This is a genomic window from Cupriavidus sp. FW305-3-2-15-C-LB2, assembly GCF_058787575.1.
Genome location: NZ_JBYSZW010000073.1, coordinates 1 through 17,803 on the forward strand (window position 1 = coordinate 1; position 17,803 = coordinate 17,803).

General features: G+C 67.5%; 19 protein-coding genes and 2 pseudogenes. 11 read left to right on the plus strand and 10 right to left on the minus strand.

All coding sequences use genetic code 11. The features are described 5' to 3' along the window. Window positions 1-13: 13 nt before the first annotated feature. The 6 genes from fliQ to fliL are packed head-to-tail and all read right to left on the minus strand — an operon-like array spanning window position 14 to window position 3,570. Window positions 14-283: a flagellar biosynthesis protein FliQ gene (gene fliQ / locus AC3WRR_RS33095; RefSeq protein WP_010810398.1), complete on the minus strand. Its 270-nt coding sequence runs from the start codon at window positions 281-283 to the stop codon at window positions 14-16. Window positions 284-323: 40 nt separating this feature from the next. Further along, window positions 324-1,109: a flagellar type III secretion system pore protein FliP gene (gene fliP, locus AC3WRR_RS33100; RefSeq protein WP_010810397.1), complete on the minus strand. Its 786-nt coding sequence runs from the start codon at window positions 1,107-1,109 to the stop codon at window positions 324-326. Beyond that, window positions 1,106-1,561: a flagellar biosynthetic protein FliO gene (gene fliO, locus AC3WRR_RS33105; RefSeq protein WP_010810396.1), complete on the minus strand. Its 456-nt coding sequence runs from the start codon at window positions 1,559-1,561 to the stop codon at window positions 1,106-1,108. Before fliO ends, fliP begins: the two co-directional genes overlap by 4 nt. Continuing rightward, window positions 1,558-2,007: a flagellar motor switch protein FliN gene (gene fliN / locus AC3WRR_RS33110; RefSeq protein ID WP_010810395.1), complete on the minus strand. Its 450-nt coding sequence runs from the start codon at window positions 2,005-2,007 to the stop codon at window positions 1,558-1,560. Before fliN ends, fliO begins: the two co-directional genes overlap by 4 nt. Next, window positions 2,000-3,019: a flagellar motor switch protein FliM gene (gene fliM / locus AC3WRR_RS33115; RefSeq protein WP_010810394.1), complete on the minus strand. Its 1,020-nt coding sequence runs from the start codon at window positions 3,017-3,019 to the stop codon at window positions 2,000-2,002. Before fliM ends, fliN begins: the two co-directional genes overlap by 8 nt. 59 nt (window positions 3,020-3,078) lie before the next feature. Beyond that, entirely contained in the window at window positions 3,079-3,570 is a 492-nt protein-coding gene (gene fliL, locus AC3WRR_RS33120) for a flagellar basal body-associated protein FliL (RefSeq protein WP_011616679.1), read from the minus strand. 443 nt (window positions 3,571-4,013) lie between these two features. Between fliL and acnB the strand changes: the two genes are divergently transcribed. Next, a complete protein-coding gene (gene acnB, locus AC3WRR_RS33125; protein ID WP_010810392.1) occupies window positions 4,014-6,605 on the plus strand; it encodes a bifunctional aconitate hydratase 2/2-methylisocitrate dehydratase in 2,592 nt (863 codons plus the stop codon). A 155-nt stretch (window positions 6,606-6,760) separates the two neighbouring features. Here the strand turns inward: acnB and AC3WRR_RS33130 are convergent, their stop codons facing one another. Further along, window positions 6,761-7,420: a response regulator gene (locus AC3WRR_RS33130; RefSeq protein ID WP_454749397.1), complete on the minus strand. Its 660-nt coding sequence runs from the start codon at window positions 7,418-7,420 to the stop codon at window positions 6,761-6,763. Window positions 7,421-8,097: 677 nt separating this feature from the next. On the opposite strand from AC3WRR_RS33130, the pseudogene AC3WRR_RS33135 reads away from it, so the two are divergent. From AC3WRR_RS33135 to AC3WRR_RS33170, 8 genes and pseudogenes are all read left to right on the plus strand, one after another. Then, window positions 8,098-8,463: pseudogene (locus AC3WRR_RS33135) on the plus strand (hybrid sensor histidine kinase/response regulator); the annotation flags it as partial. 317 nt (window positions 8,464-8,780) lie between these two features. After that, window positions 8,781-8,882 (plus strand): annotated as a pseudogene (locus AC3WRR_RS33140) (hypothetical protein); the annotation flags it as partial. Between the two features lie 129 nt (window positions 8,883-9,011). Beyond that, entirely contained in the window at window positions 9,012-9,392 is a 381-nt protein-coding gene (locus AC3WRR_RS33145) for a response regulator (RefSeq protein WP_492299285.1), read from the plus strand. 101 nt (window positions 9,393-9,493) lie between these two features. Beyond that, complete coding sequence (locus tag AC3WRR_RS33150; RefSeq protein ID WP_010810389.1) at window positions 9,494-10,198, plus strand: glutathione S-transferase N-terminal domain-containing protein; 705 nt, start codon at window positions 9,494-9,496, stop codon at window positions 10,196-10,198. Window positions 10,199-10,339: 141 nt separating this feature from the next. Next, a complete protein-coding gene (locus tag AC3WRR_RS33155) occupies window positions 10,340-11,671 on the plus strand; it encodes a PQQ-dependent sugar dehydrogenase (RefSeq protein ID WP_492299277.1) in 1,332 nt (443 codons plus the stop codon). A 77-nt stretch (window positions 11,672-11,748) separates the two neighbouring features. Next, a complete protein-coding gene (locus AC3WRR_RS33160) occupies window positions 11,749-12,588 on the plus strand; it encodes an EamA family transporter (RefSeq protein ID WP_439672459.1) in 840 nt (279 codons plus the stop codon). Between the two features lie 142 nt (window positions 12,589-12,730). Beyond that, window positions 12,731-13,555, plus strand: coding sequence for a class I SAM-dependent methyltransferase (locus AC3WRR_RS33165; RefSeq protein WP_010810386.1), 825 nt, complete (start codon window positions 12,731-12,733; stop codon window positions 13,553-13,555). A gap of 232 nt (window positions 13,556-13,787) precedes the next feature. Then, the gene (locus AC3WRR_RS33170; protein ID WP_010810385.1) at window positions 13,788-14,150 is read left to right on the plus strand and encodes a hypothetical protein; all 363 of its coding nucleotides are present in this window, start codon (window positions 13,788-13,790) and stop codon (window positions 14,148-14,150) included. Between the two features lie 127 nt (window positions 14,151-14,277). Here the strand turns inward: AC3WRR_RS33170 and AC3WRR_RS33175 are convergent, their stop codons facing one another. Beyond that, complete coding sequence (locus tag AC3WRR_RS33175; RefSeq protein WP_010810384.1) at window positions 14,278-14,688, minus strand: type II toxin-antitoxin system VapC family toxin; 411 nt, start codon at window positions 14,686-14,688, stop codon at window positions 14,278-14,280. Continuing rightward, window positions 14,688-14,936, minus strand: coding sequence for a type II toxin-antitoxin system VapB family antitoxin (gene vapB, locus AC3WRR_RS33180; RefSeq protein ID WP_011616683.1), 249 nt, complete (start codon window positions 14,934-14,936; stop codon window positions 14,688-14,690). The genes AC3WRR_RS33175 and vapB overlap by 1 nt, the downstream gene beginning before the upstream one ends. 124 nt (window positions 14,937-15,060) lie before the next feature. Between vapB and AC3WRR_RS33185 the strand changes: the two genes are divergently transcribed. Continuing rightward, window positions 15,061-15,921 (plus strand): LysR family transcriptional regulator, encoded by an 861-nt coding sequence (locus AC3WRR_RS33185; RefSeq protein ID WP_058698484.1) that lies wholly within the window; start codon window positions 15,061-15,063, stop codon window positions 15,919-15,921. Between the two features lie 10 nt (window positions 15,922-15,931). On the opposite strand, the gene AC3WRR_RS33190 is transcribed toward AC3WRR_RS33185, so the two are convergent. Further along, a complete protein-coding gene (locus AC3WRR_RS33190) occupies window positions 15,932-16,165 on the minus strand; it encodes a hypothetical protein (protein ID WP_492299280.1) in 234 nt (77 codons plus the stop codon). 232 nt (window positions 16,166-16,397) lie between these two features. On the opposite strand from AC3WRR_RS33190, the gene AC3WRR_RS33195 reads away from it, so the two are divergent. Continuing rightward, window positions 16,398-17,555 (plus strand): acyl-CoA dehydrogenase family protein, encoded by a 1,158-nt coding sequence (locus AC3WRR_RS33195; protein ID WP_010810380.1) that lies wholly within the window; start codon window positions 16,398-16,400, stop codon window positions 17,553-17,555. Window positions 17,556-17,803: the final 248 nt, after the last annotated feature.

A 17,803-nucleotide genomic window follows, 5' to 3' on the forward strand; every position in this document is an offset into this window, starting at 1 on the left:
GGGCTGGCCAGCGTCAGTGCGCCAGCGCGGGAATGCTCTGGAACACCTCGCGCATGTAGTCGACCATGGAATTGATCATCCACGGCCCCGCCAGCACCATGGTGGCGAACAGCGCGATCAGCTTGGGGATGAAGCTCAGCGTCATCTCGTTGATCTGCGTCGCGGCCTGGAACAGGCTCACCACCAGGCCGGCGGCCAGCGCCACCAGCAGCAGCGGGGCGGCCAGCAGCAGGGTCATCTTCATCGCCTGGGTGGCGATGGTCATTACGGTCTCGGGTGTCATGGCTCGGACTCTGCGGTGGGTGGCGGGCGTTGGGGCCGTGTCAGTTCATGAAGCTCTGCGCCAGCGAACCGAGCAGCAGCTGCCAGCCGTCGACCAGCACGAACAGCATCAGCTTGAACGGCAGCGAGATGGTGGCCGGCGGCACCATCATCATCCCCATCGCCATCAGCACGCTGGCGACGACCAGGTCGATGATCAGGAACGGGATGAAGATGGTGAAGCCGATCTGGAACGCGGTCTTCAACTCGCTGGTGACGAAGGCCGGCACCAGGATGCTGAGCGGCACTTCCTCGGGGCCCTGCATCTCAGGCGCCTTGGCCATCTGCGCGAACATGGCCAGGTCTTTCTCGCGGGTCTGGCGCAGCATGAAGGCCTTGAGCGGCTCCGCGGCCTTGGCCGCGGCGGCTTCCAGGCTGATCTTGTTTTCCGACAGCGGCTTGTAGGCGTCGTTGTAGACACGGTCGAACACCGGTGCCATCACGAAGAAGGTCAGGAACAGCGACAGGCCCACCAGCACCTGGTTGGGCGGCGAGGTGGCGGTGCCCAGTGCGCTGCGCAGCAGGCCCAGCACGATGATGATGCGGGTGAAGCCGGTCATCAGCAGCATCGCCGCAGGCAGGAACGACAGCGAGGTCAGCAGCACCAGCGTCTGCACCGGCAGCGACCAGATCTGGCCGCCGCCCGGGGCGGGCTTGCTGATGACGCCGGGCAGTGCCTGGGCCCAGGCCGGCGCGGGCGCCAGCGCGGCAATGGCCAGCATCAGCGCGAGCAGGGACAGCAGCGGGCCCGGCAGCGGGCGCCGCAGCGCGGCACGCGGGGAATTCATGACTTGAAGTGATTTTGCATCGAACGCAGCAGCTTTTCGGCAAAGGTGCCGCCACCCGGCTGTTGCGAAGGGCCTGCACCGCCGGTGGCGGCGAGGGGATTGGCTGCGGTGGTGCCCGCAGGCAGGGTATGCAGTGGCCGGATTTCGCCGGGGCTCACGCCCAGCACCAGCCAGGTATCGCCCACTTCCACCAGCACCAGGCGCTGGCGCGCGCCGAGCATGGTGCTGCCGACCACCTTCATCGCGCCGCCGGTGGCCTGACGGACCAGGCCGGCACGCCGGGCCACCCAGGCCATGCCCAGGATCAGCGCGACGATGGCGAACAGCCCCAGCCCGGCCTGCGCCAGGCTGGCCGCGCCGCTGATGGCGGGCGCGTGCGTGCCGTCGGCGGCCATGGCGGCCCCCGGCAGCGCCGCAAGCACGGCCAGGCTGGCGCGCGTGTGCATGATCATTTGTTCAGCTTCCGGATGCGTTCGGACGGCGTGATGATGTCCGTCAGGCGGATGCCGAACTTGTCGTTCACCACCACTACCTCGCCCTGCGCGATCAGGTAGCCGTTGACCAGCACGTCCATCGGTTCGCCGGCCAGGCCGTCCAGCTCCACCACCGAGCCCTGCGCCAGCTGCAGCAGGTTCTTGATGGGCACCTTGGTGCGGCCCAGTTCCACGGTCAGCTGCACCGGGATATCGAGAATCATCTCGATATCGTTGCGGAAGCCGCTCGGCGCTTCCTTCGCCAGCGGCTGGAACACGGTGGCGGCGGCCGGAGTGGCCGCGGGTTGGGCCGCCGGTGCGGCAGCTGCGGGGATCCCGGCGGATGTGGCGCTGGTCTGCTCGGCCAGCGCGCTGGCCCAGTCGTCCATCGGATCGACGGGCTTGTCCTCGATGCCGTCACTCATAATCGCTGTCCTCGGTGTCCAGGTGGGAATCGCCGTCCTGGTGATTGATCATTCGTTCTACCCGCAGCGCGTACTGGCCGTTCATCGTGCCGAAGCCGCATTGCATGACGGGCACGCCGTCCACCTTGCCGAACACCTTCTCCGGCAGCTCGATCGGCAGCACGTCGCCGGCGCGCATCGCCAGCACTTCGGCCACGGTGCTCTGCAGGTGCGCGAACTCGGCCACCAGCTCCACCTCGGCCGCGCGCAGCTGCGTGGACAGTTGCGTGACCCAGCCCTTGTCGACTTCCTTCTCGTCCTGCAGCGGATTCATCAGCAGGTCCTTGAGCGGCTCGATCATCGCGTACGGCAGGCACACGTGGAGCTGCCCGCCGACGGCGCCCAGTTCGATATGGAAGGCGGTGGTCACCACGGCCTCGTTGTGGGTGGCGACGTTGGCAAACTTGGGGTGCATCTCCGAGCGGATGTACTCGGTCTCGATCGGGTGCACGGTGCGCCAGGCGTTGCCGTAGCTGGCCAGCGTCAGCTCCAGCATGCGCTGGATGATGCGCTGCTCGGTCTGGGTGAAGTCGCGGCCTTCCACGCGGGTGTGGAAGCGGCCGTCGCCGCCGAACAGGTTGTCCACCACCAGAAACACCAGGTTCGGGTCGTAGACGAACAGCGCCGTGCCGCGCAGCGGCTTCAGGTGGACCAGGTTCAGGTTGGTCGGCATCGGCAGGTTGCGCGCGAAGTCGCCGAATTTCTCGATCCTGATGCTGCCCACGGTGATGTCCGCGCCGCGGCGGATGAAATTGAACAGCGCCGTGCGCATCGAGCGCGCAAAGCGCTCGTTGATGATTTCCAGCGTGTGCAGGCGGCCGCGGATGATGCGCTCCTGCGTGGCCAGGTTGTAGGGGCGCACACCGCCCTCGTCGAGCGCAGGCTCGCTGGCCTTGGGCGTATCGGCTTCGCCGGATACGCCCTTGAGCAGCTCGTCGACCTCGTCTTGCGAGAGGAACTTGTCGTAGGCCATCTAGTGTCCTGCCCCTTGTGCGGCGTTATGGATGAATCCGGTGCGGCCCTGGATTGCGCTTACTGCACCACGAAAGAGGTGAAGAGCACGTCCAGCACCCGCTGCGCCGGCAGGCCGCTGGCAAACGGCTTGCTGATGGTGTCGCGGATGTCGTCGGCCAGCTTGCGCTTGCCTTCGACGGTGGCCAGGTCGGCCGGCTGCCTGGCCGACAGCAGCAGCAGGATGCGGCTGCGTGCCTCGGGCAGGTACTGGGCCAGGCGAGCCTGGGTCTCGGCATCGGCCACCTTCAGTGACAGGCCGGTGTGCAGGAAGCGGTCGCCGTCGTCGCTGCGCAGGTTGACGGTGAACGCGTCCAGCGGCACGAAGATCGGCGGCGGCACGACCGGGGCGGCAGGCGCGGCGGGCGCCGCCGGCTGGCGGTTGCTCAGCACGCTGCCCAGCACGAAGCCTCCGGCGCCCAGTGCCACCACCAGCACGCCGGCGCCGATCAGCAGCAGCCGGCCGCGCTTGCCTGTGTTGCCAGTCCGGGGAGGGGAAGCCGTGTTCGCCATGAGAAGCCTGTATCGGAATGCCTGCCATTCTTCCGGAATCGCAGGCCAGCAAAGGGCCGAAAAAAAGGGGGAAACCCTTTCAGCTTGGCCATTTGAGCGGAAAGGGAGCAGGCACGGCTACGCGAGCGGGCGCCGTTTGTTGCGCGCCTGCAGGCTGGTTAACGCTTGATGTCGTGTGAACTTGAGTGCCGGTGCAAGCTGCCGCGATTCCTGGCCGGGCCGCCGGGCAGGGGCGCGGTAGCGCCGCCATGCATTCCCTACTACGCCAGTCGGGTAGTGAATCATGTGGGTTTGCACGTCCTTCAATCTCCAATGCGTTGATTTGCATGATGTTTTTTGTCTTCACTCTTATATAAGATATAAGACATTTGACCAGGGAGCGGCTTCAGACTACAATCGCGACGTAACGAGATTTTCTAAACCTAATTACTCAGCAGGTTCCCATGCTTGAAAACTATCGCGCACATGTGGCCGAGCGCGCCGCGCTTGGCATCCCCCCTCTGCCCCTGACCGCCAAGCAGACGGCCGAGCTGGTCGAACTGCTGAAGAACCCGCCCGCCGGTGAAGAGCAGACCCTGGTGGAGCTGATCACCTACCGCGTGCCGGCCGGCGTGGATGACGCCGCCAAGGTCAAGGCCTCGTACCTGGCCGCCGTGGCGCTGGGCAAGGAAAAGTGCGCGCTGATCTCGCGCGCCAAGGCGACCGAGCTGCTGGGCACCATGCTGGGCGGCTACAACATCTCGCCGCTGATCGAGCTGCTGGACGATGCCGAAGTGGGCACCGTCGCCGCCGAGGCGCTGAAGAAGACCCTGCTGATGTTCGACGCCTTCCACGACGTGAAGGAAAAGGCCGACCAGGGCAATGCCAACGCCAAGGCCGTGCTGCAAAGCTGGGCCGACGCCGAGTGGTTCACCAGCCGTCCGGAAGTGCCGCAAAGCCTGACCATCACCGTGTTCAAGGTGCCGGGCGAAACCAACACTGACGACCTGTCGCCGGCCCCGGACGCCACCACCCGCCCGGACATCCCGATGCACGCGCTGGCCATGCTGAAGAACAAGCGCGAAGGCGCTGCGTTCCAGCCGGAAGAAGACGGCAAGCGCGGCCCGGTCAAGTTCATTGAATCGCTGAAGGAAAAGGGCCACCTGGTCGCCTACGTGGGCGACGTGGTCGGTACCGGCTCCAGCCGCAAGTCCGCCACCAACTCGGTGCTGTGGTTCACCGGCGAAGACATCCCGTTCATCCCGAACAAGCGCTTCGGCGGCGTGTGCCTGGGCAACAAGATCGCCCCGATCTTCTACAACACCATGGAAGACGCCGGCGCGCTGCCGATCGAGCTGGACGTGTCGAAGATGGAAATGGGCGACGTGGTCGAACTGCGCCCGTATGAAGGCAAGGCCCTGAAGGACGGCGCAGTGATCGCCGAGTTCAAGGTCAAGTCCGACGTGCTGTTCGATGAAGTCCGCGCCGGCGGCCGTATTCCCCTGATCGTCGGCCGTGGCCTGACCGCCAAGGCGCGCGAAGCGCTGGGCCTGGCCCCGTCGACGCTGTTCCGCCTGCCGCAGAACCCGGCCGATACCGGCCGCGGCTTCACGCTGGCGCAGAAGATGGTCGGCCGCGCCTGCGGCCTGCCTGAAGGCAAGGGCATCCGCCCGGGCACCTACTGCGAACCGAAGATGACCTCGGTGGGCTCGCAGGACACCACCGGCCCGATGACCCGCGACGAACTGAAGGACCTGGCCTGCCTGGGCTTCTCGGCCGACCTGGTGATGCAGTCGTTCTGCCACACCGCCGCCTATCCGAAGCCGGTCGACGTCAAGACCCACCACACGCTGCCCGAGTTCATCAGCACCCGCGGGGGCATCTCGCTGCGCCCGGGCGACGGCGTGATCCACTCGTGGCTGAACCGCATGCTGCTGCCCGACACCGTCGGCACCGGCGGCGATTCGCACACCCGCTTCCCGATCGGCATCAGCTTCCCCGCAGGTTCGGGCCTGGTGGCCTTTGCCGCCGCCACCGGCGTGATGCCGCTGGACATGCCGGAATCGGTGCTGGTCCGCTTCAAGGGCAAGATGCAGCCCGGCGTGACGCTGCGCGACCTGGTCAACGCGATTCCGCTGTACGCGATCAAGCAAGGCCTGCTGACCGTGGCCAAGCAAGGCAAGAAGAACATCTTCTCGGGCCGCGTCCTGGAAATCGAAGGCCTGCCCGACCTGAAGGTCGAGCAAGCGTTCGAGCTGTCGGATGCATCGGCTGAGCGCTCGGCCGCCGGTTGCACGGTGCGCCTGAACAAGGACCCGATCATCGAATACATCAACAGCAACATCACGCTGCTGAAGTGGATGATCGCCCAGGGCTACCAGGACCCGCGCAGCCTGCAGCGCCGCATCAAGGCCATGGAAGCGTGGCTGGCCGATCCCAAGCTGCTGGAGCCGGACGCCGACGCCGAATACGCCGCCGTGATCGAGATCGACCTGGCCGACGTGCATGAGCCGATCGTGGCCTGCCCGAACGACCCGGACGACGTCAAGACGCTGTCCGAGGTGGCCGGCGCCAAGATCGACGAAGTGTTTATCGGTTCGTGCATGACCAACATCGGCCACTTCCGCGCAGCCTCCAAGCTGCTGGAAGGCAAGCGCGACATCCCGGTCAAGCTGTGGGTGGCTCCGCCGACCAAGATGGACCAGAAGCAGCTGACCGAGGAAGGCCACTATGGCGTGTTCGGCACCGCCGGTGCCCGCACCGAAATGCCGGGCTGCTCGCTGTGCATGGGCAACCAGGCACAGGTGCGCGAAGGCGCCACGGTGATGTCGACCAGCACGCGTAACTTCCCGAACCGCCTGGGCAAGAACACCAACGTGTACCTGGGTTCCGCCGAACTGGCGGCGATCTGCTCGCGCCTGGGCCGTATCCCGACCAAGGAAGAGTACATGGCCGACATGGGCGTGCTCAACGCCAATGGCGACAAGATCTACAAGTACATGAACTTCGACCAGATCGAGGACTTCAAGGAAGTGGCCGACGGCGTGACGGTGTAAGCCGCGCAGTCAGGCTGGCATGAAGAAGGGGCCCCGCTTGCGGGGCCCCTTTTGTATTTGGATTTCGCCGGCTTGACGGGTGGCATACGCCACCACCACCAAATTGCCGCTGGGATGTTCCCTCTCCCCATGAGGGGAGAGGGAGAACACCTTGCTCAGGCTAGTTCGGGCGGTTTTGGAGCACCCAGCGGAATCCCCTGGCGCGCGGCGTACGCCACCACCTCCGCGGTATTGTGCAGGTCGAGCTTGCGCATCAGGTTCTCGCGGTGCTTGCGCGCAGTCAGCGGGCTGATGTCGAGTTGCGCGGCAATGTCGCCGGCGGTGGCGCCGCGCGCGATCAGCATCAGGATCTGCAGTTCGCGCCGGGTGAGCGTGGCAATTCCGTCCGGTGCCGCGGTGGCTGGTGCAGTGGCGCGCGCGGCCACGAAGTTGCGGCCCTCGCGCAGGGCCATGAGCGCGGGCACCAGTTCGCTGATATCGCCGCTCTTGACCAGGTAGCCATTGGCGCCCGCATCGATCGCCGCGTGGGCCATGCCCGCGCCCGCGCTGCCGGTCAGCACCAGGATGCGCAGCGGAGGATGCCTTGTGCGCAGGCGTTCCACGAAGGCCAGGCCATCGACGCCGGGCATGCCCAGGTCCATCACCAGCAGGTCGGTCGGTACCCGTTCCAGGAGCCCCAGCAGTTGCGCGCCATCTGCTGCCTCGCCCGCCAGCACCAGGTTGCCGACGCCGGACAGCACTTGCTTGAGGCCCTCCAGCACGATGGCATGGTCATCGGCGAGGGCCACGCGGGTCGGGACGGAAAAGCGGCTCATCGCGGCAGGTGCATCGGTGGCGAATGGGAAAGGGAAGGTGGTATAAAACGGCAGCCCGTCAGTCCGGCAGCTGCAGGTGGCCTGCTGAATGCCCCAATGAACCGGCGGCCGGCTGGATTATAGCGTTGCACGCCCAACCTGCCCCACGGCCTACCTAGCATGCGCAAGCTTCCGTTGTCCTGTTGCCGTACCGTTTCCTGCCGCCCGCAACGGGCGCTCGCATCATGACAGCCACAGGCACCGGATTGCCGCCGGCCTGGCAGCCCGGAGATGTGCCGGCGGCGATGGTGGACCTGCTCTACCGCCAGTCCAACGCGGTCCTGTTTGCCAACTTCGTCATTGCGCTGCCGGTGGTCTATGTGCTGCGTCCCAGCGTGCCGCTGCCCATGCTGGCCGGCTGGATGGCCGCGGTGTACCTGCTGACCACGCTGCGCATCGGCCTGTCGTGGCGCTACTTCCGGCGCGACGGCAGCACGCCGCCGCAGGTGTGGGCACGCCGCTTCATGGTGCTGTCCTGGCTGTCCAGCCTGCTGTGGGGCGCCGTGGGCTCTGCCATCCTGCTGCCGCCCGAGCCGCAGCTGGTGGCGTTCTGCTGCATCGTGCTGGCCGGCATGTCCAGTGGCGCGATCCCGTCGCTGTCGGCGCATCCGGCCACCTACCGCGGTTCAGTCGCGGCCATGCTGCTGCCGTTCACCATCTATTGCCTGGTGCAGCAGGGGCCGGTGTATGGCGTCTACGCGGGCTTTGCCGCGTGCCTGCTGTGCGTCAACATCTACTACAGCCAGGTCACCTATCGCGCGCTGCGCGATGGCGTGACACTGCGCTTCGAGAACGTCGCGCTGATCGGCGAGCTTGAGCGCGAGCGCGACCGCGCCACCGCCGCGGACCGGGCCAAGACGCGCTTCCTGGCGGCCGCCGGGCACGACCTGCGCCAGCCGGTGTATGCCATCGGCCTGCAGGCGGCATCGCTGCTGACTCTGGGCGAGCGCGGCGATGTGGCAGGCGGCCAGGCGCATGCCATCGGCCACCGGCTGCAAGCCACGCTGGCGCGCATGGACAACCTGCTCGACGGCCTGCTCGACGCCTCGCGCCTGGATGCCGGCGTGATGCCGGTGCGCCGCCAGCCGCTGCAGCTGGCGCGGCTGCTGGCCGAGCTGCGCGACGAGTACGCCGAGCAGGCGTGCCAGCGCGGCAGCGTGCTGCGGGTGGTGCCGGCGCGCGCGTGGATCGACAGCGATCCGGACCTGCTCAAGCGCATCCTCGACAACCTGGTGGCCAATGCGCTGCGCCATGCGCCGCGTGCCAGCATCCTGGTGGGCGCGCGGCCCAGCAGTCGCGCGTGTTCGACGAATACGCCCAGGTGCCGGGCCTTGCCACGGCAGGCGACGACCAGGCGGGCGCAAAGGGACTGGGCCTGGGCCTGGCGATCGTGCGGCGCCTGGCGGCGCTGCTTGGCCACCAGGTGGGCCTGCGTTCCGCACCGGGGCGCGGCTGCGTGTTCTCGGTGCGCGTGCCGCTGGCTGCCGCCGCGGCGCAGGTGCATCCAGCCACCCCCGCCATTCCCGCGGCCGCTGGCGAGCCGCTCTGCGTGATGCTGGTCGACGACGACGCGCAGGTGCTGGGCGCGCTCACCGAACTGCTGTCGCTCTGGGGCCATGTGGTCTACGGCGGGCGCACCGTTGCCGCAGTGCGCGCTGCGTACCGCGCCGCCAGCCAGGACGGGCCCGCCCCGGTCCACCTGATCCTGGCCGACTACCGGCTGGCCGAAGGCCTGACCGGCATCGCCGCGGTCGGCATGCTGCGCGCCAGCCTGGGCCGCGCGGTGCCGGCGCTGATCGTCACCGGCGACACCGCGCCAGACCGGCTGCAGGCGCTGCATGACAGCGGCTTCCCGGTGTTGCACAAGCCGATCCAGGGCGAGGCCTTGCGCGCGGCCCTGCATCGCGCGGTGCAACTGGCCGAGGCCGCCTGAGGCCCTGCGCTGCATGCATGGCAGGAGCGGTTTATGATCGGGCTTTTCCGTTGTCCGGCGCCTTCTTGCGCAGTGCGCAAGCGCCTGAACCAGGAGCCAGTGTGCCCGATCTGTCCGCTTTCCCCATCACCCGCAAATGGCCGGCGCAGCATCCCGACCGCATCCAGCTGTATTCCCTGCCCACGCCCAACGGGGTCAAGGTGTCGATCATGCTGGAGGAGACCGGCCTGCCGTATGAACCGCACCTGGTGCGCTTCGACGCCAACGACCAGATGTCGCCGGAGTTCCTGTCGCTGAGCCCGAACAACAAGATTCCCGCCATCCTCGATCCCAACGGTCCGGGCGGCAAGCCGCTGGCGCTGTTCGAATCGGGCGCGATCCTGCTCTACCTGGCCGACAAGTCGGGCCAGCTGATCCCGGCCGACCCCGCGCGCCGCTACGAAACCATCCAGTGGGTGATGTTCCAGATGGGCGGCATCGGGCCGATGTTCGGGCAGGTGGGCTTTTTCCACAAGTTCGCGGGCAAGGAGTACGAGGACAAGCGCCCGCGCGACCGCTACGTGGCCGAAAGCCGGCGCCTGCTGAACGTGCTGAACCAGCGGCTGGAAGGGCGCGACTGGATCATGGGCGACACCTACACCATTGCCGATATCGCCACCTTCCCGTGGGTGCGCAACCTGCTTGGCTTCTATGAGGCGGGCGAACTGGTCGGCATCCAGGACTTCCCGCATGTCAGGCGCGTGCTGGAGGCCTTCGTGAAGCGCCCGGCGGTGGTGAAGGGGCTCGATACGCCGCACCGCGGCTGAGGCAGCCTGCGGCGTGCGCGCCGCGGGCGTGGGCATCGTCCTACACGGCGGCCTCCCCGGCGCCTACAGAGGGGCGGGCGGCACGCATCCTATAGTCCAGGAACAGGCGCGTCGCCCTGCGTTGCCTGAGGAGCCCGGACCATGCCGATGCCCACCACCTTTTCCCTGTTGCGTGTCGTTCTTTTGGCGGGCGCCACCGCTGCGCTCGCCGCCTGCGGCGAAACGGCCAAGCTGCCTTCCGAAGCGGGCTTTGGCCCCACGCCGCAGCTGCCGCCACCCAACCAGACCGCGATCCCCACCGTCAAGATCGCGCCGGCCATCGGCTGGGCCGCGGGCCAGCGCCCGGTGCCGGCCGCAGGCATGGCGGTGACGGCCTTCGCCGACAAGCTGGACCATCCGCGCTGGGTCTATGTGCTGCCCAACGGCGACGTGCTGGTGGCCGAGAGCAATGCCCCGCCCAAGCCCGACGACGGCAAGGGCTTCCGCGGCTGGATCATGAAGAAGGTGATGAAGCGCGCGGGCGCCGGCACCCCCAGCGCCAACCGCATCACGCTGCTGCGCGACACCAACGGCGACGGCGTCGCCGACCAGCGCTCGGTGTTCCTAAAGGACCTGAACTCGCCGTTCGGCATGGCCCTGGTCGGCAACGACTTCTACGTGGCCGCCACCGACGCGGTGCTGCGCTTCCCGTACCAGCCCGGACAGACCCGGATTACGGCCGCGCCCCAGAAGGTGGTGGACCTGCCCGGCGGGCCGCTCAACCATCACTGGACCAAGAGCCTGATCGCCAGCCGCGACGGCAGCAAGCTGTACGTGACGGTGGGCTCCAACAGCAACGTGGGCGAGCACGGCATGGACAAGGAGGTCGGCCGCGCCGCCATCTGGGAGGTCGACCCGCAGGCCGGCACACACCGGATCTTTGCCAGCGGCCTGCGCAATCCCAACGGCATGGCGTGGGAACCGGTCACCGGCATGCTCTGGACCGCCGTCAACGAGCGCGATGAAATCGGCAGCGACCTGGTGCCGGACTACATCACCTCGGTGCGCGACGGCGGCTTCTATGGCTGGCCCTACAGCTACTACGGCCAGCATGTCGACGCACGCGTGAAGCCGCCGGCGCCGGACCTGGTGGCCAGGGCCATCGTGCCGGACTATGCCGTGGGGGCGCACACCGCATCGCTCGGGCTGGCCGCCGCCGGCGGCAACAACCTGCCGGCGCGCTTCAGCGAAGGCATGTTCGTGGGCCTGCACGGTTCGTGGAACCGCAGGCCGCTGGCGGGCTACAAGGTGATCTTCGTGCCGTTCAGCAAGGGCCGGCCCAACGGCGCGCCGTTCGACGTGCTGACCGGCTTTCTCGATGAGGACGGCAACGCGCGCGGGCGGCCGGTGGGCGTGGCGATCGACAAGCAAGGCGGTTTGCTGGTGGCCGACGATGTCGGCAATACCGTGTGGCGGGTCAGCGGCGCGAAGTAGGCGGACCAGGGCGCGGCAGCGGCGGCACCGCACCGCTAGAATGACGGCGTCCCCACACGCCGAGCCCGCTGCCGTCCATGTCTCTCACGGTCTTCGCTGTCGTCCTGCTCGCCGCGTTCCTGCATGCCGCCTGGAACGCGGTGGTCAAGGGCGGCGGCGACAAGATGCTGTCGACGGTGATGGTGGCGGTGAGCGCCGGACTGATGGGCGCCGTGGCGCTGCCGGCGTTGCCGCAGCCGGCGCCGGCGAGCTGGCCGTTCATCGCCGCGTCAGTGGGCGTGCACGTGGTGTATTTCGCGCTGGTGGCACGCATCTACCACACCGCGGACATGAGCCAGACCTACCCCCTGATGCGCGGCACCGCGCCGCTGCTGGTGGCGGTGGCCAGCGTGGGCTGGCTGGGCGAGCACCTGTCGGCGCTGGCGTGGAGCGGCATCGCCGTGATCAGCCTGGGCATCCTGGCCATGGCGGGTGGCGCCCGCGGTGCCCCTGGCAGCCGTGAGGGCATGTGGCTGGCGCTGCTGAACGCAGTGGTGATCGCCGCCTATACGCTGATCGACGGCACCGGCGTGCGCCGCTCCGGCGCGCCGGTAGCGTATTCGTTCTGGATCTTCCTACTGACCGCGGTCCCGCTGGCGGCGTGGGCGCTGGTGGCGCGCCGGCCGGCACTGGGCGGCTATGTGCGGCGCAACCTGGTGTTCGCGCTGGTGGGCGGCGGCGGCACGCTGGCGTCCTACGGGCTGTCGCTGTGGGCGATGACACGCGCGCCGGTGGCCCCGGTAGCGGCCCTGCGTGAGTCCTCGATCCTGTTCGGCGCGCTGATCTCCGGGCTGCTGCTCAAGGAGCGCGTGGGCGCCGCCCGCCTGGGCGCGGCCTGCCTGATTGCCGCCGGCGTGGCCACGCTGCGCTTTGCCTGAGGGCACGTCCGGGTGCCGCTCTGAACGCCCGGCCGCTGAGCGCCGCCAGCGCTGTCTATACTTGGTTTTACCGGGGTCAGACGGCGGAGGGGCACTGCGTCCGCGCAAACCGGCAGCCTGGCGTCGACGCCGAGGAGAGGGCATGGACCACACCGCAGATTCGTTTCGGGCTTTTGAGCTGGCTGGCTGGGAAGATCCCGAGGTCGTCAGCCAGTACCAGGAGCATCTGTCGCACGTGACCCGGCAATCGGTCGAGTCCCTGCTGGACGAGGCCCATGTGACCAGCGGGCTGCGCGTGCTGGATGTGGCCACCGGCTCCGGACATGTCGCGGCGGGGGCGGTGCGGCGCGGCGCAGAGTCCGTCGGCATCGATTTCTCGCTGGCGCAGGTGCAGCTGGCGCGCAAGCTCCATCCGGATGTCCATTACGAGCAGGCCGATGCGCAGGCGCTGCCGTTCGGCGATGCCAGCTTCGATGCCGTGGTCAATGGCTTCGGCATGTGCCACCTGTCCGACCCCGATGCCGCGCTGGCCGAGGCCTTCCGCGTGCTGCGCCCGGGCGGGCGCATTGCCTTCACCGTGTGGGACACGCCCGAGCGCGCGGTCGGTTTCGGCGCGGTCTATGCCGCGATCCGCGCCTACGGCTCGATGGAGGTCGATATCCCCGTGGGGCCGAACTTCTTCCTGTTCAGCGATCCGGGCCATTGCCGCACCGCGTTGCAGCAGGCCGGCTTTGTCTCGCCCACCTGCCGCAACGTGCCGCAGGTATGGCGCTTCTCCACGCCCGACCAGCTGTTCGATGCGCTGGCCCAGGGCACCGTGCGCGCCGCCGCCACGCTGCGCGCGCAGACTCCCAAGGCCCGCGACGAGATCCGCGCCGTGCTGCGCGGCACCGTCGCCGCCTATATGCGCGGCAGCGGCTTCGAGGTGCCGATGCCGGCAGTGCTGGCGGCGGCGGTCAAGCCCTGAGGGCGGGGCTTACGCACCTGTGGCGGCGCGGACGCCGCCGAGGGTGTTGGAGATCGACCGACATCCCTGCCGCCAGCGTCGGCCTGGCCCCACCATCCCATTCCCGGAAAGTGCCGTAATCCACGCCGCAACCAGCCTTGTGGCGGTGGCACGGTCATTGCGCAATGGACAGCGAGCGCGGCGCCGCGGCTCGTTGTGCCACCAGCCAGCAATGGCTTCCCGGAGAACCCCGATGTACACCCGACCCCAATGCCAGACAGGGCAGGCCGCGCCGCGCCCGCCCGCAATCCTGCACCGCTCGCGCCAGGCCATGGCGCTGCTGCGCGTGCTGGGCTTATGCATCAACAGTGTCGCCTGCGCCCAGTCCGAAGCGCCGCAGGCTGCAGCGCCTGCCGTGCAGGCCGTGACGCCGGAACAGAAGTTTGCGCCCGGATACCTGGAGGCCGTTGCCACCGGTTATGACAATGGGTTGGCCTTGCGGGAGCCGGAAGGCCTCGCGCCGCTGAGGCTGCCGCGCGAGGCGCGCAGCGCGCCGGCGCCAGGCGCCGTGCCGGTTGCCATGCCAGCGGCGGTGCGGCCGCAGCCGGCGCGCTGACCTGGCGGGGCTCCCGGGAGCAGGGTGGCGAAACAAGTGGCGCAGTGCGGCCTTTAGCGCCTGACCTGTTCCTGTTCGTCCCGCCCTGCCGACATGAAGTCGTTCGGGAAGGCTGGGGTATTTGAGTTCAGGCCTGGGGTGACGCGGTCCAGTCTTCGATGCGCAGGCCCGGATACGTCGCAAAGTCGCGCACGTTGCGCGTGACCACTGTCAGATCCTCCGCAATGGCATGGGCGGCAATCAGCTTGTCCATGACATCTGCCTTGCGTTCGCGCCTGGCGGCACGAATCGGGCCGTAGGCGCGCGCGGCTTCGGCGTTCAGCGGCAGCACTGGGACCCGCGCGACCAGCCCGTGCAACGCGCGCCGCGCAGCCTCCGGATTGCCCGAGGCGGTTACACCGTATTCGAGTTCGGCCAGGGTGATCGCAGACAGCACCACATCGCCCTCGAAGCATTGTGCAAAGCGTTCGGCCACCTGGGGCGGCTGGTGCTTCATCAGGTAGATGCACATGTTGGTGTCGAACATATACCTGGCCATCAGAATCCCTCCCGCTCAGCCTGCTCCTGGTCGCCGCGGCCTTGTGCCATGAAGTCGGCCGGGAACGCGGCGAAGGCGTCGAGCAGGCCCGTCAGGCGCTGTCGCACGGGGCGGATCCGCAACTCATCGCCGATCCGCTCGATTTCCAGCTGCATATCGGTGTCGGGGTAGGCCAGTTCCGCGGGAATGCGCACCGCTTGGGAGTTTCCGTTACGGAAGATCCGGGTGAAAGGCATTGTGGTTTCCATGTACATCCTTGTAGGTACGAGCATAGCACCATCCAATCAGAAGTACATCTGCGTGTGTACGTCCATAATTCTCAATCTCGTCTGTCATTACCTACAATTCGTCACACTGGTAATTCCCCGCCCAATGGACATCGATCTCGCCCGCACCTTCCTGCAAGTCGTCCGCACCGGCAGCCTGCTGGCCGCGGCTGACAAGCTGCATGTCACCCAGACCGCCGTGACCGCGCGCATCAAGAGCCTGGAATCGCAGCTTAACTGCCGCCTGTTCGAGCGCAACAAGGCGGGCGCACGGCTGACGCCCGATGGTCAGCGCTTTCTCGGCTACGCCAGCCAGCTGGTGCAGACCTGGGAGGCGGCCTGCCGCGAGCTGCCGTTGCCGGCCGGGCTGGCCAGCCTGTTTCGTTTCGGTACGGAAATCAGCCTGGGCAACCCGCTGGTGCTGCTGTGGACCACGCGCCTGCGCCAGCTGATGCCGGCGCAGGCGGTGCGGGCGGAAGTGGGGGAAGGGGCGGAGCTGCAGCGCAAGCTGCAGTCAGGCACGCTGGATGCGGCGCTGGTCTACCAGCCGGAGTACGCGCCCGGCATGCATGTCGAGGCGCTGATGGAAGAGAAGCTGATCCTGATCCGCTCGACGCAGCGCGACGGCGGCTATGTCTATATCGACTGGGGACCGGAATTCCGCCGCCAGCATGACAGCGCGCTGCCGGAGCATGCGCGCGCCTCGCTGTACTTCAACCTGGGGCCGCTGGCGCTGCAGTACATCCTGCAGTTCGGTGGCAGTGGGTATTTCCGGACACGCGTGGTGCAGAGCTACCTGGACAGCGGGGTGCTGGCGCGCGTGGAAGGCGCGTCAGAGTTCTCTTATCCGGTATTCCTCGTCTGCGCCAGGACCCCCGCAGGGGCGTCGCAGGATGCCGTGCGCATCCTGCGTGACATCGTGCGCGAAGAATCCGACTGGTCGCAGCGCTGGGATTTCCCGCAATAGCGCAAAGCGGTCAGATCCGGACCGGCACCAGTTGGCCCATCGGGCCGGGCACGGCCACCAGGCGCCATTGCCGCACGCGCCCCACCCGGCGGGGGGGGGGGCGCGGTTCCAGCCCGGCAAAGCGGCCATGCCGCTGCGCGCGTTCGAACACCGGCTCGGGCACCCGGGTCCCGATCAGCCAGGTGACGGTGCCTCCCAGCGCCACCAGTGCCAGCGCCAGGGCGATCCAGAGGACGGCTTCCATGTTCCCCGCTCCATCGAATAGGTATCTGTGCTTCCAGTATTGTGCAAAGCGTTCCGGCGGGTAAATGAAAGTTATTTCCACTTCATATCAATAAAATTGCATTCAAGCCGGCTTCTCCTTCAAACCTGGCCGTTCGGCTGCGGGAGGAAAAATCATCCTTTCCGACGAATCTCATAGACGCTGCACGGCAGACACTCAGCCGGTCACTCTCAAAAACACCAGGAGACCCCGCATGCAACGCCTGATCTTCGAAGCCGAACACGACGCCTTCCGCGAATCCGCCCGCCGCTTCTACCAGCGCGAGGTGGGGCCGCACGGCGAGCGCTGGCGCGAACAGGGCTGCGTGGACCGCGAAGTGTTCCGCAAGGCCGGCGAGCAGGGCTACCTGCTGATGTGGGCCGACGAGAAATACGGCGGCGCCGGCGTGGAGGATTTCCGCTATGAGCAGATCCTGATCGAAGAGAATGCGCGCCACGGCGACTCGGGCTTTTTCGGCACGCTGCACTCGCGGCTGGTGGCGCCGTATATCGGCCGCATCGGCAACGAGGAACAACGCCAGCGCCTGCTGCCGGCGGCCGCGCGCGGCGAGTCGATCTTTGCCATTGCCATGACCGAGCCGCAGGCGGGATCCGACCTGGCCGGCATGCGCACGCGTGCCGAGGACCACGGCGACCACTGGGTGCTGAACGGCGCCAAGACCTATATCTCGAACGGCCAGCTGGCCGACTACGTGGTGGTGGTCGCGCGCACTGATCCGGAGCGCAGCCATGGCCTTGGCCTCTTTATCGTCGAGCGCGGCATGCCCGGCTTCGAGCGCGGGCGCAAGCTGCGCAAGATGGGCCTGCACTCGCAGGACACCTCGGAGCTGTTCTTCGACAACGTCAAGGTGCCCAAGGCCAACGTGCTGGGCGAGCCCGGCCAGGGCTTCCGCTACCTGACGCGCCACCTGGCCGAAGAGCGGCTGATTGGCGCCTGCGGCTACATGGCGTCGGCGCAGGTGGCGTTCGACCTCACGCTGGACTATGTCAAGGAGCGCAAGGCCTTCGGCCGGGCCATCGGCACGTTCCAGAACTCGCGCTTCAAGCTTGCCGAACTGCGGGCGCAGCTGGATGCGCTGCAGACCTTCGTCGACCAGTGCGTGCTGCAGCACAACGCAGGCACGCTGACCGTGGAGACGGCGGCGTCGGCCAAGCTGCTCACGTCGGAACTGCAGGGACGCATGGTCGACGAGGGCGTGCAGCTGCACGGTGGCGCCGGCTATATGGAGGAGTACCGCATCTGCCGCATGTACACCGACGCGCGCATCTCGCGCATCTACGCCGGCAGCAGCGAGATCATGAAGGAGATCATCGGCCGCAGCCTGGGGCTGGATGACCGCATGAAGGGGTAAGCCGCCTGGCAGTACAGACGGCACGGCCGGCAACGGCCGTGCCGTTTTTCATGGTTTTCCGATTGGCTAGGGTTTTCGCGCAGTTAAAGGCTTTTGTCAGCTTTATGAAAGCCGTTTGTAATGCGATTCGGTTTGAATGCGTGCGGGAGATCGTGTCCGGTGGCGTCTGATGCACCAGGACAGCGGGCGAGGGCGCACCAGGACAGCCACGCTTCGCGGCCGCATTGGCGGGATCAGGGTCGGATGAA

Coding starts and splice junctions, on each gene's coding strand:
- fliQ (WP_010810398.1), bottom strand. CDS start 283: ATGACACCCGAGACCGTAATGACCATCGCCACCCAGGCGATGAAGATG.
- fliP (WP_010810397.1), bottom strand. CDS start 1,109: ATGAATTCCCCGCGTGCCGCGCTGCGGCGCCCGCTGCCGGGCCCGCTG.
- fliO (WP_010810396.1), bottom strand. CDS start 1,561: ATGATCATGCACACGCGCGCCAGCCTGGCCGTGCTTGCGGCGCTGCCG.
- fliN (WP_010810395.1), bottom strand. CDS start 2,007: ATGAGTGACGGCATCGAGGACAAGCCCGTCGATCCGATGGACGACTGG.
- fliM (WP_010810394.1), bottom strand. CDS start 3,019: ATGGCCTACGACAAGTTCCTCTCGCAAGACGAGGTCGACGAGCTGCTC.
- fliL (WP_011616679.1), bottom strand. CDS start 3,570: ATGGCGAACACGGCTTCCCCTCCCCGGACTGGCAACACAGGCAAGCGC.
- acnB (WP_010810392.1), top strand. CDS start 4,014: ATGCTTGAAAACTATCGCGCACATGTGGCCGAGCGCGCCGCGCTTGGC.
- AC3WRR_RS33130 (WP_454749397.1), bottom strand. CDS start 7,420: ATGAGCCGCTTTTCCGTCCCGACCCGCGTGGCCCTCGCCGATGACCAT.
- AC3WRR_RS33145 (WP_492299285.1), top strand. CDS start 9,012: ATGCTGGTCGACGACGACGCGCAGGTGCTGGGCGCGCTCACCGAACTG.
- AC3WRR_RS33155 (WP_492299277.1), top strand. CDS start 10,340: ATGCCGATGCCCACCACCTTTTCCCTGTTGCGTGTCGTTCTTTTGGCG.
- AC3WRR_RS33160 (WP_439672459.1), top strand. CDS start 11,749: ATGTCTCTCACGGTCTTCGCTGTCGTCCTGCTCGCCGCGTTCCTGCAT.
- AC3WRR_RS33165 (WP_010810386.1), top strand. CDS start 12,731: ATGGACCACACCGCAGATTCGTTTCGGGCTTTTGAGCTGGCTGGCTGG.
- AC3WRR_RS33170 (WP_010810385.1), top strand. CDS start 13,788: ATGTACACCCGACCCCAATGCCAGACAGGGCAGGCCGCGCCGCGCCCG.
- AC3WRR_RS33175 (WP_010810384.1), bottom strand. CDS start 14,688: ATGGCCAGGTATATGTTCGACACCAACATGTGCATCTACCTGATGAAG.
- vapB (WP_011616683.1), bottom strand. CDS start 14,936: ATGGAAACCACAATGCCTTTCACCCGGATCTTCCGTAACGGAAACTCC.
- AC3WRR_RS33185 (WP_058698484.1), top strand. CDS start 15,061: ATGGACATCGATCTCGCCCGCACCTTCCTGCAAGTCGTCCGCACCGGC.
- AC3WRR_RS33190 (WP_492299280.1), bottom strand. CDS start 16,165: ATGGAAGCCGTCCTCTGGATCGCCCTGGCGCTGGCACTGGTGGCGCTG.
- AC3WRR_RS33195 (WP_010810380.1), top strand. CDS start 16,398: ATGCAACGCCTGATCTTCGAAGCCGAACACGACGCCTTCCGCGAATCC.